This window comes from Pseudomonas viridiflava, from assembly GCF_900602065.1.
Classification (GTDB): Bacteria; Pseudomonadota; Gammaproteobacteria; order Pseudomonadales; family Pseudomonadaceae; genus Aquipseudomonas.
Genome location: NZ_UWFN01000310.1, coordinates 306,856 through 321,717, shown reverse-complemented (window position 1 = coordinate 321,717; position 14,862 = coordinate 306,856). Strand labels below are relative to the sequence as shown.

Sequence of the window (14,862 nt, the reverse complement as noted above, 5' to 3'; positions counted from 1 at the left end):
CGGTTTCTAATGCGCGAAGGCGTTAAACAGTGAAGGCATCTTGCAGCAGTTTTTCCTGCTGCTCGGCGTGCATCGAAGCGTAACCACATGCAGGCGCTGCAGAAGCGTCACGACCGGCATACTCGAGAACGAGGTTGCGGTTGTGATTGCCAACGCTGCGACGCAGATGGTGCTGACTGCTGTACCACGCACCCTGGTTCATCGGCTCTTCCTGACACCACACTACATTCTGCAGGTTGGTGTAAGGCGCAATCGCCTCCATCAGGTCGTCTTCCGGGAACGGATACAGCTGCTCGATACGCACGATGGCGATATCTTCGCGGCCTTCGGCACGGCGTTTTTCCAGCAGGTCGTAGTAAACCTTGCCGCCGCACAGCACCAGACGGGTCACCTTGGCGGCATCGAGAGTGTCGATTTCCGGGATGACAGTCTGGAACGAACCTTCGGCGAGATCTTCAAGGGTCGAAACAGCCAGCTTGTGACGCAGCAACGATTTCGGTGTCAGCACGATCAGCGGCTTACGCAGCGGACGGATAACCTGACGGCGCAGCAAGTGGTAGATCTGCGCTGGCGTAGTCGGTACGCACACCTGAATGTTGTGCTCGGCACAACCCTGCAAGTAGCGCTCAAGACGTGCCGACGAGTGCTCTGGCCCCTGCCCTTCATAACCGTGAGGCAGCAACATGGTCAGACCGCACAGACGGCCCCACTTGTGCTCGCCGCTGGTGATGAACTGGTCGATAACCACTTGCGCACCGTTGGCGAAGTCGCCGAACTGGGCTTCCCAGATAACCAGCGCATCTGGCTGAGTCGTCGAGTAGCCGTATTCGAATGCCAGCACGGCCTCTTCCGAGAGGAAGGAGTCATACAGATCGAAACGTGGCTGACCGGCGTACAGGTTCTGCAGCGGGATGTAAGTCCCGGCATCTTTCTGGTTGTGCAACACAGCGTGACGGTGCGAGAACGTACCGCGGCCGATGTCCTGGCCAGTCATGCGGATCGGGTGACCTTCGAACGCCAGAGTTGCGTACGCCATGGTTTCAGCGTAGCCCCAGTTGATCGGCAGGCCACCGGCTTGCATCTTCTGGCGGTCTTCGTAGATTTTCTGCACTTGACGCTGAACCACGAAACCTTCTGGCAGTTCCATCAGCTTGGCTGACAGTTCCTGCAAGGTTTTGAGGTCAAAGCGGGTGTCGTGACGTGCAGTCCAGGCGTGGCCCAGATACGGACGCCAGTCCACGAACAGCTCTTTGTTTGGCTCTTTGACCAGACTTTTCACAACATGCAGACCGTTGTCCAGCGCGTTGCGGTAGTCGTCGATCTTGGCCTGTACGCGAGCGTCATCCAGAACGCCGGCCTTGATCAGGCTCTCGGCATACAGTTCACGCGTGGTGCGCTGTTTGGTGATCTGCTGGTACATCAGAGGCTGTGTGCCGCTTGGCTCATCCGCTTCGTTGTGACCACGGCGACGGTAGCAGACCAGATCGATAACCACGTCACGCTTGAACTGCATGCGGTAGTCGATCGCCAGTTGGGTCACGAACACAACGGCTTCAGGGTCATCGCCATTAACATGGAGAATCGGTGCCTGAATCATCTTGGCAACGTCGGTGGCGTACTCGGTGGAACGCGAGTCCAGCGGGTTGCTGATGGTGAAGCCAACCTGGTTGTTGATGACGATATGGATGGTGCCGCCCGTCTTGAAGCCGCGAGTCTGCGACATCTGGAAGGTTTCCATGACCACGCCCTGCCCTGCGAAAGCAGCATCACCGTGGAGGGAAATTGGCAGAACCTTGTCACCATTCGGATCGTTACGACGATCCTGACGAGCACGAACCGAACCTTCAACTACCGGAGAGACGATCTCCAGGTGAGACGGGTTGAACGCCATGGCGAGGTGAACTTCGCCGCCAGCGGTCATTACGTTCGAAGAGAAGCCCTGGTGATATTTAACGTCACCGGAACCCAGCTCGACTTTTTTCTTGCCTTCAAATTCGTCGAACAGCTCGCGCGGGTTCTTGCCGAAGGTGTTGACCAGAACGTTAAGGCGGCCACGGTGAGCCATGCCGATAACGATTTCCTTGGTGCCGTACGAACCGGAACGCTGGATCAACTCGTCCAGCATCGGAATCAGGCTTTCGCCGCCTTCCAGACCGAAGCGCTTGGTGCCTGGGTATTTAGTGCCCAGGTACTTTTCAAGGCCCTCTGCCGCAGTAACGCGCTCGAGCAAATGGCTCTGGATTTCGGCGGAGAACACGGGACGGCCGCGCACGCTCTCAAGACGCTGCATGAACCAGTTGCGCTGCTCGGAATCCACGATGTGCGTGAACTCGGCGCCAATGGTGCGGCAATATGTCTTATGTAGAGCGTCCTGAATTTCGCGTAGGCTCGCTTCCTCTTTGCCGATGAACAAGTCTCCGGCACGGAAAGTGGTATCCAGGTCAGCGTTGGTCAACCCATAGTGATTGATCGACAGGTCAGCTGGCGCCGTACGTTGCCACAGCCCCAGCGGGTCGAGCTGGGCCGCCTGATGGCCGCGCATACGGTAAGCCTGGATGAGCCGCAACACTTCGACCTGCTTCTTTTCGTGCTCGCTGCTCACGCTCCCGGCGGATACCGGTTGGGCGCGGCGCTGGTTTTTGGCCAGCAACACGAAATGATCGCGAATCGTCGAGTGCGATACATCGGTGGCAGAGTTGCCGTCAGCGGGCAACTTCTGAAAGTAGGTGCGCCATTCCTCTGGCACAGCGTTAGGGTCGTGCAGGTAGAGCTCATAGAGCTCTTCCACATAGGCAGCGTTACCACCGGAAAGGTGGGCACTGTTCCACATGCGCTGCATCACGCTTTCTTGCATGCTTGGTCACCCTCGGTAAGGGGACACCACCGGCGAAGACACCACAGTAAACCTGAGATAGTCATGTGCAGCGACTGTATCAAGTCACTTAGGATCACGCAGATAGTCCGGGTACCAGCCCGGATGCCCCTGCTGGTCTTATTTCTTCAAAATAAGAGCCGCAACATTACTTGTTGCTGCTCTGGTTAAAACTACGGCGCCGGTTGAAGCCTGCGCCGCAGCGGTTACGGGTATTACGGCATTACGGTGTAACAGTCAAATCAGACGCCGTTTTGCAGGAGCATGTTGCGTACGTGACCGATAGCCTTGGTTGGGTTAAGGCCCTTCGGACACACGTTTACGCAGTTCATGATTCCGCGGCAGCGGAATACGCTGAACGGGTCATCAAGCGAAGCCAGACGTTCGGCGGTCTTGTTGTCACGGCTGTCAGCCAGGAAACGGTAGGCTTGCAGCAGTGCAGCTGGACCGAGGAATTTATCCGGATTCCACCAGAACGACGGGCAGGAAGTCGAGCAGCAAGCGCACAGAATGCACTCGTACAGACCATCCAGCTTCTCACGCTCTTCAGGACTCTGAAGACGTTCGATGGCCGGAGCCGGGGTATCGTTCAACAGATATGGCTTAACCTTCTCGTACTGCTTGTAGAAGATGCTCATATCAACAACCAGGTCACGTATTACAGGCAAACCAGGCAGTGGACGCACTACCAGCTTGTTGCCCTTGACCACAGCGGACAGCGGCGTGATGCACGCCAGGCCGTTCTTGCCGTTGATATTCATACCGTCAGAACCACAAACACCTTCGCGGCACGAACGACGGTAAGAGAAGCCTTCATCCTGCTCTTTGATCAGCGCCAATACATCCAGCACCATCAAGTCTTTGCCACCGGTATCAACGTCGAACACCTGGGTTTTAGGCGCAGAGTCGCTGTCGGGGTTGTAGCGATAAACTTCGACTTTCAACATAGCGGCCACCTTTAGTAAGTCCGAATTTTCGGTTCAAACGCCGGGACTGTCTTCGGCGCAAAGTTGACTGCACGTTTGGCAACCCGCTTCTCGCCCGGGAAGTACAGGGTGTGGCACAGCCAGTTTTCATCGTCACGATCTTCATAGTCTTCGCGAGCGTGAGCACCGCGAGACTCTTTACGCACTTCCGCAGCCACCGCAGTGGCTTCGGCGACTTCCAGCAGGTTCTGCAACTCAAGCGCTTCGATACGCGCAGTGTTGAAGCCCTGGGACTTGTCGTTGATCTTGACGTTGGCAATACGAACGCGCAGGTCTGCCAGTTGGGCGATACCTTTCTGCATGTATTCGCCGGTACGGAACACGCCGAAGTAGTTCTGCATGCAGCTCTGCAGCTCGCGACGCAGAGTGGCAACGTCCTCACCTTCGGTACGCTCGTTGAGGCCATTGAGACGGCTCAGCGCGGCATCGATATCGGTATCGCTTGCGTCAGCGTATTCAATGCCTTCGGTCAGCACTTTCTCCAGGTGCAGGCCTGCAGCACGACCAAATACCACGAGGTCGAGCAGCGAGTTACCACCCAGACGGTTGGCACCGTGCACAGATACACATGCCACTTCACCTACCGCGAACAGACCAGGCAGGATCTGATCGTTGCCGTCAGCATCCTGAGTCATGGCCTGACCATGAATGTTGGTGGCAACACCACCCATCATGTAGTGGCAGGTAGGCACAACAGGTACCGGAGCAACAACCGGATCGACGTGCGCAAATGTCTTCGACAGCTCACAGATGCCTGGCAGACGGCTATGCAGCACTTCTTCGCCCAGGTGATCGAGCTTCAGCATCACGTGGTCGCCATCAGGACCGCAACCGTTGCCGGCAATGATCTCTTTAACCATCGAGCGAGCCACAACGTCACGACCAGCAAGGTCCTTGGCGTTCGGCGCATAGCGCTCCATGAAGCGCTCACCGTGCTTGTTGATCAGGTATCCACCTTCACCACGGCAACCTTCAGTAACCAGTACACCTGCACCGGCAATACCGGTTGGGTGGAACTGCCACATTTCGATGTCCTGAACCGGAACACCGGCACGCAATGCCATGCCTACGCCGTCGCCAGTGTTGATCAGGGCGTTGGTGGTAGAGGAATAGATACGACCAGCACCGCCGGTAGCCAATACAGTCGCCTTGGCGCGGATGTACATGGTTTCGCCGGTTTCGATGCAGATTGCAATCACACCCACGAACGCGCCGTCCTGGTTCTTCACCAGATCAACAGCGTAATACTCGTTCAGGAAGGTGGTACCTGCTTTCAGGTTGCCCTGATACAGGGTGTGCAGCAGTGCGTGACCGGTGCGGTCGGAGGCTGCGCACGTACGTGCAGCCTGACCGCCCTTGCCGAAGTCCTTGGACTGACCACCGAACGGACGCTGGTAAATACGGCCCTGCTCGGTACGCGAGAACGGCATACCCATGTGGTCCAGTTCATAAACCGCAGCAGGACCTTCCTGACACATGTATTCGATAGCGTCCTGGTCGCCGATATAATCGGAACCCTTGACGGTATCGTACATGTGCCAGCGCCAGTCATCGTTTGGATCGGCAGAAGCGATTGCGCAGGTGATGCCACCCTGAGCAGAAACAGTGTGCGAGCGAGTCGGGAAAACCTTGGTGACTACGGCGGTCTTGTGGCCGCCCTGAGCCAGCTGCAAGGCAGCGCGCATGCCTGCACCGCCGCCACCAATAATGATGGCGTCGAATGAAAGTGTATTTATGTTAGCCATGAATCAGATACCCCAAAGAATCTGCACACCCCAGACGAAGTACGCGAACATCGCAACGCCGCAGACAGCCTGGAAAAGGAAACGCACAACTGTCGCCGACTTGCCCAGCGCCATTGGCGTCAGGTAGTCAGTTGCGATGGTCCACATGCCGACCCAGGCGTGAGCGCCCAGAGCAACGAGGGCCAACAGGCTGAAGATGCGCATTGCAGTGTGGGAGAACAGGCCGTGCCACTGGGCATAGTCGATGCCCGGATGCGCGACCAAATATCCGATCAGGAAGATGAAATAAGCCGCGAGCACGACCGCAGATACGCGCTGCGCCATCCAGTCATAGAGGCCCGAACGCGACAGGTTAGTGACGTTGGTTACCATATCCATACTCCCGCCAGAACGATTACCACCACGGATACGGCGATAACGATTTTGGAGCCCAGCTTGCCGCCTTCCAGCGTCTCGCCGATGCCCGCATCCATGATCAGGTGGCGGATACCCGCTACCAGGTGATAAAGCAAGGCGGACAGGAGAGCCCAAATCACAAGCTTGGCCAGCGGGCTGGTCAGACACGCTTTCACCTCACCGAAGCCTTCCTCGGAACTCAGCGACTTGTCCAATGCGTAAAGCATGATGACGAGGCCGACAAAGAGAATGACTCCGGAGACACGGTGAAGAATGGACGTGTAAGCAGTGACTGGGAGTTTGATGGTCCTTAGGTCTAGGTTTACAGGTCGTTGGCTTTTCACGGCTTTATTTCACACTGAAGAGCCCCTAACAATCAGGGCAAATTATTGGGAAGTGCACTGGTCAGGTACCCACCACCCAGGGAGTGACGACCTCCGGTATACAGGCCCTAAAGCCCCTGGCGGTCGGACGCCGAGTATAGACAGTTAGGTCACTAATGACAACGCAGAGAAGCCCTTCAAATAGGTGATTGCGCTGGCCGGATAAAAAGCGTAAGTGACAGAATGTCGCAGGGCAAATCAAGCCTGAAAGCCTTCTGGAACACGACTTTAGGCAAATTGACTTTAGATTTTATCTAACTATAGTGGTGCGGGCCCTGCGTGGGGGGCCGTCTGATGATTTGAAGCATAAATAGGAGGCCACATGGCTGATAATAAAGCGCAGTTGATCATCGAGGGCGCAGCCCCCGTCGAGCTGCCCATTCTGACCGGCACCGTAGGCCCCGACGTTATTGACGTACGCGGCCTCACAGCCACCGGCCGCTTCACATTCGACCCAGGCTTCATGTCGACCGCCTCTTGCGAGTCGAAGATCACCTACATTGATGGTGACAACGGGATCCTGCTGCATCGCGGCTATCCGATCGAGCAACTGGCCGAGCAGTCGGACTACCTGGAAACCTGCTACCTGCTGCTGAACGGCGAACTGCCAACCGCCGAGCAGAAAGCCCAGTTCGTTGTTGTCGTGAAAAACCACACCATGGTTCACGAACAACTCAAGACATTCTTCAACGGCTTCCGTCGTGACGCCCACCCGATGGCCGTAATGTGCGGCGTAGTCGGCGCACTTTCCGCGTTTTATCACGACTCTCTGGACATCAATAATCCGCAGCACCGTGAAATCTCGGCCATCCGCCTGGTCGCCAAGATGCCGACCCTGGCAGCAATGGTTTACAAGTACTCCATGGGCCAACCCATGATGTACCCACGCAACGACCTGAGCTACGCCGAGAACTTCCTGCACATGATGTTCAACACACCGTGCGAGATCAAACCGATCAGCCCGGTGCTGGCCAAGGCCATGGACAAGATCTTCATCCTGCACGCCGACCACGAACAGAACGCCTCGACGTCCACCGTGCGCATGGCGGGCTCTTCGGGTGCCAACCCGTTCGCGTGTATCGCTGCCGGTATCGCCGCCCTCTGGGGTCCGGCACACGGCGGTGCGAACGAAGCCGTGTTGTCCATGCTTGATGAAATCGGCGACGTATCGAACATCGACAAGTTCATCGCCAAAGCCAAGGACAAGAACGATCCGTTCAAGCTGATGGGCTTTGGCCACCGTGTCTACAAAAACCGCGACCCACGCGCCACTGTGATGAAGCAGACCTGCGACGAGGTTCTCAAGGAGCTGGGCATCACTAACGACCCGCAACTTGAGCTGGCCATGCGCCTCGAAGAGATCGCGCTGACCGATCCTTACTTCATCGAGCGCTCGCTGTACCCGAACGTCGACTTCTATTCGGGCATCATTCTCAAGGCGATTGGCATTCCAACCAGCATGTTCACCGTGATCTTCGCCCTGGCGCGGACTGTCGGCTGGATCTCGCACTGGAAGGAAATGCTCTCCAGCCCGTACAAGATTGGCCGTCCACGCCAGCTGTACACCGGCTACGTGGCCCGCGATATCGTGCCACTGGAAGAGCGCAAGTAAGCTTCACGCTACAACTGAAAAGGGCTGCCATTGGCAGCCCTTTTTTGTCTGGATCGCGCAGCAAACGCGAGCCCCTGCAGGAGATCGCCGTGCGCCCCCCCCCTGACACAGAACGGTCGAGCAGCAAACACAGTTCCATGTGGGAGCGGTGCTTGCCCGCGATAAGAGCGACGCGGTCTGAAGGGTAAATCGCGGCGTTCTTATCGCGGGCAAGCACCGTTCCCACAAAAAATGCATTTATTCAGTAAGTTATATGCAGCCTGATAAAAGCGCGCGAGCACCTACAGTTATGCGCCTTGAATCCATTCGAGATAACTGAAAACTACTTCTCAGCCCTTTCCTTCAACGCCTTCAACGTATTAAACGGCGCATCCACCACAAACTTGTTGGCCAGCCAGGAAGGCACGCTGCCGCCAGGCTCGGTGTGCACCTGATAAGTCACTTGAGTCTTGTCCGGGCCTTGGGGTACGAATTTCCAGAATCCGTCGACCTGCGACACCCGCACAAAGCCTTTCTCTTCGGGAATGTACTTGGGCACTTCCTGGAGTTGACGGGTCAGGCTACCGTCGGCGCCCTCTTCCGTCGTCACCAACAGCACTGAGTCACGCGGCGTCACGGGCCACGGCGTGTTGATCTGGGTGTAGGTCCATGCCTGATTACCCTCGTGCTTGAGCATTTTTTGCGATTTGCACTCATGAATCCACGCACAGGCGCCGGCTACGTCCTCCTGCAGGCCGCGCAGCTTGGCGACGCTGGCATTGATCACCGTTTCGCCGCGATAGGCCTTGTACTGAGAACCTGGCACCTCACTGAGCGAGACCTTGATCCCTTCCTCATTTTTCGCGACCTTCCAGTCATCAGCCTGAACACCAGCAGACATGAACACCGTCAAACCACAGACAACAGCCATTCGATGCAGCGAACTCATTCTTGTATTCCTTATTGTTTGAAGTTCCAGCGAATCAATTCTGTCGTTCAGCAACCGTCACGCAACCGCCGTCGCCTCCTCCCACCACGTAATAAGACGAATCGCATCCGCCTGATCCACACCACAAACATCCTGCGCCGCCATGAACTGACTGCAAACAGCAGGCCGCTCGGGCTGACCAAAGATCGCACATAGCATGTCCAGCGAGAGATGCAGGCAACGCTCGCCCGCAGGCTTGCCATCAGGCATGCCGGGGATCGGGGAAGTGATAGAAGGCGCGATGCAACAAGCACCGCAGCCTGAGCGGCAGTCCATGACCAGCACCCTGACAGATAATTTTGAAGTGAGGATAGTACCCGCTGAAACGAACGTTTGAAATGGCCAGTGCTACTGCCGGAACTTGAAGTCCAGGGCAGCACCCTCCACATCGCGCCGACTCTCGTTACGCATCTGCAACTCCATTTCGTTGCTCAGGATGCGTCCATTGAGCTCAAAAGGGTCGTTACCCGAAGCACGCTTGTCACCAAACATCGGCGGCAGTAAAGGTTTGCGAGGCTTAGCCTTGGTCGTTCCGGCCGGCTGTAACTCTTCAGCCAGCTCAGGAGGCAGACTCAAATCGAGCTTGGCATTGTTCAGGCTGGTGTCTTTGAGTGTTTTTTTACTTTCGGCCACCGACTTGCGGGTTACCGCCTCGCGCTTTTTCTCGGCCGCTGTTTTGGCCGCAGGCGCCTTGGCTGCATCCGCCTTTTTCGCTTTGCTGGCGGGCGCTGCGTCGCCTTTGGCTGTCACCGGAACCACTGACACATTGGGAGCCAACTCATGCACAGGCGGCTTTACAGCCTCAGGAGCAGACTCAGCAACAGGCTTGGTCGGCACGGCAGCAGAAGGACTGGCATCCGGTTTCACCGAAGACTGAACCTCTGCGGACACCTTAGGCTTGGGCGCGACATTCTCCTGAGCATCACAGGCACCCAGAAGAACGACAATCGACAGTGCGATACAGCGAAAAACATTCATAAGGCAGAAATGGCAAAGGCAGAGAACACATGCTCGCCTGTTGCACGTCCAATAACAAGACAGAGATTCAACCCACAGATCGACACGCTATTTCTGCAGGACCTAAATAGCTGACCTCAGTAGAGGTCAACCGTTTCCTGGCATAGCTGTTTGGCAAGCATTCCGAGCGTCATCAGTGCCCGTTCTGCCTCGCGATTCCATGGAATGCCACAGTTCAGACGAATGCAGTGATTGAACTGTTCTGTATTGCTGAAGATAAGCCCCGGCGCAATGCTGATGCCTTGCTCCAGAGCTCTGATATGCAGCTCCTGAGTATTGACTCGCCCAGGCAAGCTGACCCACAGAATGAAACCACCCAAAGGTCGGCTCATTTGCGTTCCTTCAGGGAAGTACTGCTGCACAGCGAGCTGAAATGCGCTGAGATTTTTTCGGTATTCCACGCGGATGAACCGCAGATGCCGATCATATCCACCATTTTCCAGATAGGCAGCAACACCCATCTGAGTGACGCTGCACGCCGAATGGGTGCTGAATATTTGCAGACGCTGAATTTCTGCCTGATATTTGCCCGCAATCATCCAGCCGATACGCACACCCGGCGACAACGTCTTTGAAAAACTGGAGCAGTAAATAACGCGTCCCAGCCGGTCAAACGCCTTCAATGCCTTGGCTCGCCCCTGCTCAAACATCAGCTCGCCATAGATATCATCCTCAACCACCTGGATGTCGAAATCGGAGACCAGACGCAGCAAGTGCTTCTGACGCTCTTCGGGCATGGTGCTACCTAGCGGATTGCTCAGCCGTGAGGTGAGCACCAATGCCTTGATAGACCATTGGTTGGCCGCCAACTGTAATGCCTCAAGACTGATGCCGGTTTGCGGATCACTGGGAATCTCAATGACTTTGAGGCCTAACAGGTCAGCCAACTGGAGCAACCCGTAGTAACTTGGCGATTCTGCAGCAATCAGGTCACCCGGCCTCGTCACCACACGCAGCGCCATCTGCAAGGCATCGACGCAACCATGGGTGATGACCACATCGGCCGGATCAACCACTACGCCTGCATCACGCATGCGAATCGCGACCTGACGACGAAGCGGCTCAAATCCCGGGCTGAACATGTAACTGAACGCCCGCGGGCTCTGAAAGCGCGTCACTTTGGCGATCTGCTGATGCAGGGCACGCACCGGAAGATAGTCAACGTGAGGCACTGCGGCGCCCAAGGGGAATACCCCCTCTCGGCGCGACTCCATCAAAACCTGCTGAATGATGCTGCTGCGCGTTACCAGGCCGGGCCTTTCAACCCTGGCAATATCGGGGGTAGGCGCCGTTAAAGCCGGTGTCTGGTGCACGTAATAGCCCGACTGGGGACGCGCACGGATCAGCCCCTGATCTTCCAGATTCGCATAGGCCTGCAACACAGTCGCATGACTGACATTGAGCTGAGAACTCATCTTGCGCACGGACGGCACACGCTCGCCGGGCTGATAAACACCACGGCGAATATCTTCAGCCAGTTGCTGAGCGATTTTTTGGTAGAGCAGAAGGTTGGTCATGACGCAGCCTCTAGAACCGCTGGCGACTTGCTTTTGTAGGAGAACAGTCGATTTATCACCAGAACAGTTGTGAAGTGTACTGGGACAGTTTCCCGAACGGCTAGCCCTGCGTTGCGTTGTTTAAAGAATTAATCAGGCAAACACGCCAACCCATCGGCTTTTTCGGCCAAAAAAAATCGACACCGGAAAACCGGCATCGATTTTTTTCAAACTTTTTTAACGATTAGGGCCGAGACGCCCCTTTGAATCAGAAAAAACGATCTCAACCCGACGGTTTTTCGCACGACCACGCTCCGATGCGTTGGCCTCCACCGGATATTCATCACCGTAGCCCTGAACATGGATACGTTTTTCATCGACACCCAGGTCCGTCAGCACATCGGCCACCGATTGTGCCCGCTCCTGAGACAAGCGCAGGTTTTCCTGCTTGTCGCCGGTATTATCGGTGTAGCCCTCGATGCGAACGATACGCTTTGGATTGAGCTGCAGAAATTGCACGACCTTGAGCACGGTCCGGTTAGCCGAGCTTTTCAGTTCAGCATGACCGGTGTCGAACAACACATCGCCCAACGTCATGACCAACCCACGCTCGGTCTGCGTAGTAGCAAGACTGACAATCTGGTCTTCCAGCCACTGACCGTGTTGCTGAGCGCTGGCCAGCTTGGCCTCACGCAATGCCAGTTGCAAACGCTGACGCTCCATCTCGAGCTTTTCCAGGCGCTCGCTATTGAGCAGGAAATTGCTGTGCTCGCGGGCGATCTCACTGTAGCGACTGCTGAGGTAAGCGTAATGCGCCACATCACTGCCGCTGCCCAGATAGCTCGACAAACGCTCTGCCTTGCCCAGCAACTCACCTGCCCGGACTACATCCTTGGGAGCGCTGCGGAGAACATCGCTGTCTTCTTTAACTTTCTGGAAATCAGCACTGGCCTGCTGCAAAGCCTGCTCGCCGCCCTGATGACCTGCGCAACCATAAAGTCCGGCAGAACCCAGCAGCAGGCAGACGCTTAATACACGAGGAATACGCTTCACTGGCCTTCCCCCAACTGCTTGCGCAGACGATTGAGGCGCGTATTCAGCTGAGTTATTTGCTCCTGACTCTTTTCAGTCAGAACCCGAGCCTCCGCCAGACGTGCATCCAGTTCAGCCTGTTCGGCCTGCATACGCGCTGCCTTATACGACTCGTTGGTCATATCGGATCGGGCCTGAGCCAGTTTCGACTCTGCCGACTGCATCGCTGGCTCATCGTCAACCGCACCTACAGCCTTGGCCTGAGTGACAGCTTTCTCGGTCAGCTTCATTTGTTCAATCGGGGCCGGGTCATTGGCACAGCCAGCCAGTGCAGCAAGTGCCACAGCGGCAATTAAGGAGCGTTTTTTCACAAAGACAGTCACAAAACCAATTACAGAAGAAATCACAAAAACATTCCTACTTGTTTGAGGCGCTGGCCGGTTGCAGCAGTTGAGCCTTCCAGGTGTCCAGATTGCGTTTAACTGCTTCGCCCGACAGACCCGAGGCGGCCGATTCTGTCATCTTTTTGGCCAGTTGTCCGCGAAGCCAGGGATCATTGCAGGCCGAGTTGAACGACAACGCGAGATACAGGCCCGGCCGATCCACCGGCTCCGGGCGCGCGAGCAGATCCTTGGCAAGCCCCAGCGTTTGCACCATCGCCATCCCGGGATAGCGGCTGGCGAGCACATAATCCACCTGCCCCAGCATCAGTTTCTGAAAGGCCTCTGTCAGATTGGGAAGACGCTCAAGGGTCAGGTTTGCCCTGGCCGCAGCGTCGAACGCTTGCGTGAGGCGAATTCTTTCGGACGCCGCGCCAGTGTGACCTTGAAGATCCGCCAATGTGCTGAGCGGCAATGCCTGATCGTGGCGGGTCCAGACCACGATCTCGTTCTGGATCAGGGGCGGATGAATGTAGTCCAGCGCCTCCAGCTCAGTCTGATTCAAGGGCGCATCCACCAGCATGTCCATACGACCGCTACGCACCTCTTCGAGCGCCTGGCTACGTTTACCGGCATATAACACTTCGACTTTGATGCCCAACTCCTGCGCCGCCTGCTTGAACAGGTCAGCACTGGCACCCATCAAGTGTTTCGGGTCCTGAGGGTCACGCCATAGATAAGGCGGTGCATCCGGGCTGCCGGTAACGATCAAACGTTCGCACTTGCCTGCTGCAAACGCCTGAGCCGGCAGGACGAGCAAGCCGATTACCAGCGCTGAAAGCAGCTTTTTTGGCCGAGCCATGGAGAGTCCTTTTGCTTCAGTTTTTTTGCTTCAAGGCTTTTTGCCTACAGCTTTTTTGCCCATCGAAAGACAGCCAATAAAAAACCCGCTCGCCCGGATCACGTGAACTCGCACTCAGTGCAAAGCTCACAGGCCGAAACGAACGGGCTTCTATAGAAGCAGTTATAAGACAGGCGTCTGGATTAAACCAGCTTCTCCAGCTCAGGGATTGCTTCGAACAAGTCGGCGACCAGACCGTAATCGGCCACCTGGAAGATAGGAGCCTCTTCGTCCTTGTTGATCGCGACGATCACTTTGGAATCTTTCATACCCGCCAGATGCTGGATCGCGCCGGAAATACCGACCGCAATGTACAACTGAGGAGCAACGATCTTGCCGGTCTGACCGACCTGCATGTCGTTCGGCACGAAGCCTGCGTCCACTGCGGCACGGGAAGCGCCAACAGCAGCACCCAACTTGTCAGCCAGTGCGTACAAGTGTTTGAAGTTGTCGCCATTCTGCATGCCACGGCCGCCAGAAACGACGATCTTGGCAGCGGTCAGTTCCGGACGATCAGACTGGGCCAGTTCTTCACCGACAAAGCTCGACTTGCCTGCATCATGAGCGGCAGAAACCGCTTCAACTGCAGCGGAACCGCCTTCAGCAGCAACTGGATCGAAACCGGTGGCACGAACGGTGATCACTTTGACCGAAGCCGACGATTGCACGGTAGCGATAGCATTACCGGCGTAGATCGGACGCTTGAAGGTGTCAGCCGATTCAACCGAGATAATCTCGGAAATCTGGTCAACGTCCAGCAGCGCAGCAACGCGTGGCAGGATGTTTTTGCCGTTGGAAGTCGCTGCAGCCAAGATGTGGCTGTAGCCACCGGCCAGTTCAACGACCAGCGGAGCGATGTTTTCCGGCAACTGATGGGCGTAGGCGGCGTTATCGGCAACCAGGACTTTCGATACGCCCGATACCTTGCCCGCGGCGTCGGCAACAGCCGAAGCGCCAGCACCAGCAACGAGTACGTGAATGTCGCCACCGATTTTGGCAGCTGCAGCGACTGTGTTCAGAGTGGCCGGAGCCAATGCAGCGTTGTCGTGTTCAGCGATTACCAGGATAGTCATGG

The 14,862-nt window shown here is 56.3% G+C and carries 14 protein-coding genes; 1 reads left to right on the top strand and 13 read right to left on the bottom strand.

Going from position 1 to position 14,862, the window contains the following annotated elements:
• Positions 1-22 precede the first annotated feature (22 nt).
• From EE949_RS23905 to sdhC, 5 genes are all read right to left on the bottom strand, one after another.
• Positions 23-2,854 carry a 2-oxoglutarate dehydrogenase E1 component gene (locus EE949_RS23905; protein ID WP_122666539.1) on the bottom strand — a complete coding sequence of 944 codons (2,832 nt, stop codon included), beginning with the start codon at positions 2,852-2,854 and terminating at the stop codon, positions 23-25.
• A gap of 260 nt (positions 2,855-3,114) precedes the next feature.
• Complete coding sequence (locus tag EE949_RS23900; protein WP_122666538.1) at positions 3,115-3,819, bottom strand: succinate dehydrogenase iron-sulfur subunit; 705 nt, start codon at positions 3,817-3,819, stop codon at positions 3,115-3,117.
• Positions 3,820-3,830: 11 nt separating this feature from the next.
• Entirely contained in the window at positions 3,831-5,603 is a 1,773-nt protein-coding gene (gene sdhA / locus EE949_RS23895; protein ID WP_122666537.1) for a succinate dehydrogenase flavoprotein subunit, read from the bottom strand.
• Between the two features lie 3 nt (positions 5,604-5,606).
• Positions 5,607-5,975 (bottom strand): succinate dehydrogenase, hydrophobic membrane anchor protein, encoded by a 369-nt coding sequence (sdhD, locus tag EE949_RS23890; protein ID WP_027900893.1) that lies wholly within the window; start codon positions 5,973-5,975, stop codon positions 5,607-5,609.
• Entirely contained in the window at positions 5,969-6,343 is a 375-nt protein-coding gene (sdhC, locus tag EE949_RS23885; protein ID WP_122666536.1) for a succinate dehydrogenase, cytochrome b556 subunit, read from the bottom strand. Before sdhC ends, sdhD begins: the two co-directional genes overlap by 7 nt.
• Before the next feature lie 361 nt (positions 6,344-6,704).
• Here sdhC and gltA point away from each other — a divergent pair, with 361 nt between their 5' ends.
• A complete protein-coding gene (gltA, locus tag EE949_RS23880) occupies positions 6,705-7,994 on the top strand; it encodes a citrate synthase (RefSeq protein ID WP_122666535.1) in 1,290 nt (429 codons plus the stop codon).
• A gap of 322 nt (positions 7,995-8,316) precedes the next feature.
• Here gltA and EE949_RS23875 read toward each other — a convergent pair whose 3' ends face one another.
• From EE949_RS23875 to EE949_RS23840, 8 genes are all read right to left on the bottom strand, one after another.
• Entirely contained in the window at positions 8,317-8,922 is a 606-nt protein-coding gene (locus EE949_RS23875; protein WP_122666534.1) for an START domain-containing protein, read from the bottom strand.
• 57 nt (positions 8,923-8,979) lie between these two features.
• Positions 8,980-9,237, bottom strand: coding sequence for a YkgJ family cysteine cluster protein (locus tag EE949_RS23870; RefSeq protein ID WP_122666533.1), 258 nt, complete (start codon positions 9,235-9,237; stop codon positions 8,980-8,982).
• A gap of 72 nt (positions 9,238-9,309) precedes the next feature.
• Positions 9,310-9,939, bottom strand: coding sequence for a translation initiation factor 2 (locus EE949_RS23865; RefSeq protein WP_122666532.1), 630 nt, complete (start codon positions 9,937-9,939; stop codon positions 9,310-9,312).
• A gap of 116 nt (positions 9,940-10,055) precedes the next feature.
• Positions 10,056-11,495 (bottom strand): PLP-dependent aminotransferase family protein, encoded by a 1,440-nt coding sequence (locus EE949_RS23860; RefSeq protein ID WP_122666531.1) that lies wholly within the window; start codon positions 11,493-11,495, stop codon positions 10,056-10,058.
• Between the two features lie 216 nt (positions 11,496-11,711).
• Positions 11,712-12,527 (bottom strand): OmpA family protein, encoded by an 816-nt coding sequence (locus tag EE949_RS23855; protein ID WP_122666530.1) that lies wholly within the window; start codon positions 12,525-12,527, stop codon positions 11,712-11,714.
• Positions 12,524-12,877, bottom strand: coding sequence for a DUF4398 domain-containing protein (locus tag EE949_RS23850; protein ID WP_122666641.1), 354 nt, complete (start codon positions 12,875-12,877; stop codon positions 12,524-12,526). Before EE949_RS23850 ends, EE949_RS23855 begins: the two co-directional genes overlap by 4 nt.
• Positions 12,878-12,923: 46 nt before the next feature.
• Complete coding sequence (locus tag EE949_RS23845; RefSeq protein ID WP_122666529.1) at positions 12,924-13,748, bottom strand: substrate-binding periplasmic protein; 825 nt, start codon at positions 13,746-13,748, stop codon at positions 12,924-12,926.
• A 182-nt stretch (positions 13,749-13,930) separates the two neighbouring features.
• Entirely contained in the window at positions 13,931-14,860 is a 930-nt protein-coding gene (locus tag EE949_RS23840; RefSeq protein WP_122666528.1) for an electron transfer flavoprotein subunit alpha/FixB family protein, read from the bottom strand.
• Positions 14,861-14,862: the final 2 nt, after the last annotated feature.

Bases quoted from the DNA above. Each gene is read 5' to 3' on its own strand.
- EE949_RS23845 (WP_122666529.1), bottom strand. From the start codon at position 13,748: ATGGCTCGGCCAAAAAAGCTGCTTTCAGCGCTGGTAATCGGCTTGCTC.
- EE949_RS23900 (WP_122666538.1), bottom strand. From the start codon at position 3,819: ATGTTGAAAGTCGAAGTTTATCGCTACAACCCCGACAGCGACTCTGCG.
- sdhD (WP_027900893.1), bottom strand. From the start codon at position 5,975: ATGGTAACCAACGTCACTAACCTGTCGCGTTCGGGCCTCTATGACTGG.
- EE949_RS23840 (WP_122666528.1), bottom strand. From the start codon at position 14,860: ATGACTATCCTGGTAATCGCTGAACACGACAACGCTGCATTGGCTCCG.
- EE949_RS23875 (WP_122666534.1), bottom strand. From the start codon at position 8,922: ATGAGTTCGCTGCATCGAATGGCTGTTGTCTGTGGTTTGACGGTGTTC.
- gltA (WP_122666535.1), top strand. From the start codon at position 6,705: ATGGCTGATAATAAAGCGCAGTTGATCATCGAGGGCGCAGCCCCCGTC.
- EE949_RS23860 (WP_122666531.1), bottom strand. From the start codon at position 11,495: ATGACCAACCTTCTGCTCTACCAAAAAATCGCTCAGCAACTGGCTGAA.
- sdhA (WP_122666537.1), bottom strand. From the start codon at position 5,603: ATGGCTAACATAAATACACTTTCATTCGACGCCATCATTATTGGTGGC.
- EE949_RS23905 (WP_122666539.1), bottom strand. From the start codon at position 2,854: ATGCAAGAAAGCGTGATGCAGCGCATGTGGAACAGTGCCCACCTTTCC.
- EE949_RS23865 (WP_122666532.1), bottom strand. From the start codon at position 9,939: ATGAATGTTTTTCGCTGTATCGCACTGTCGATTGTCGTTCTTCTGGGT.
- EE949_RS23870 (WP_122666533.1), bottom strand. From the start codon at position 9,237: ATGGACTGCCGCTCAGGCTGCGGTGCTTGTTGCATCGCGCCTTCTATC.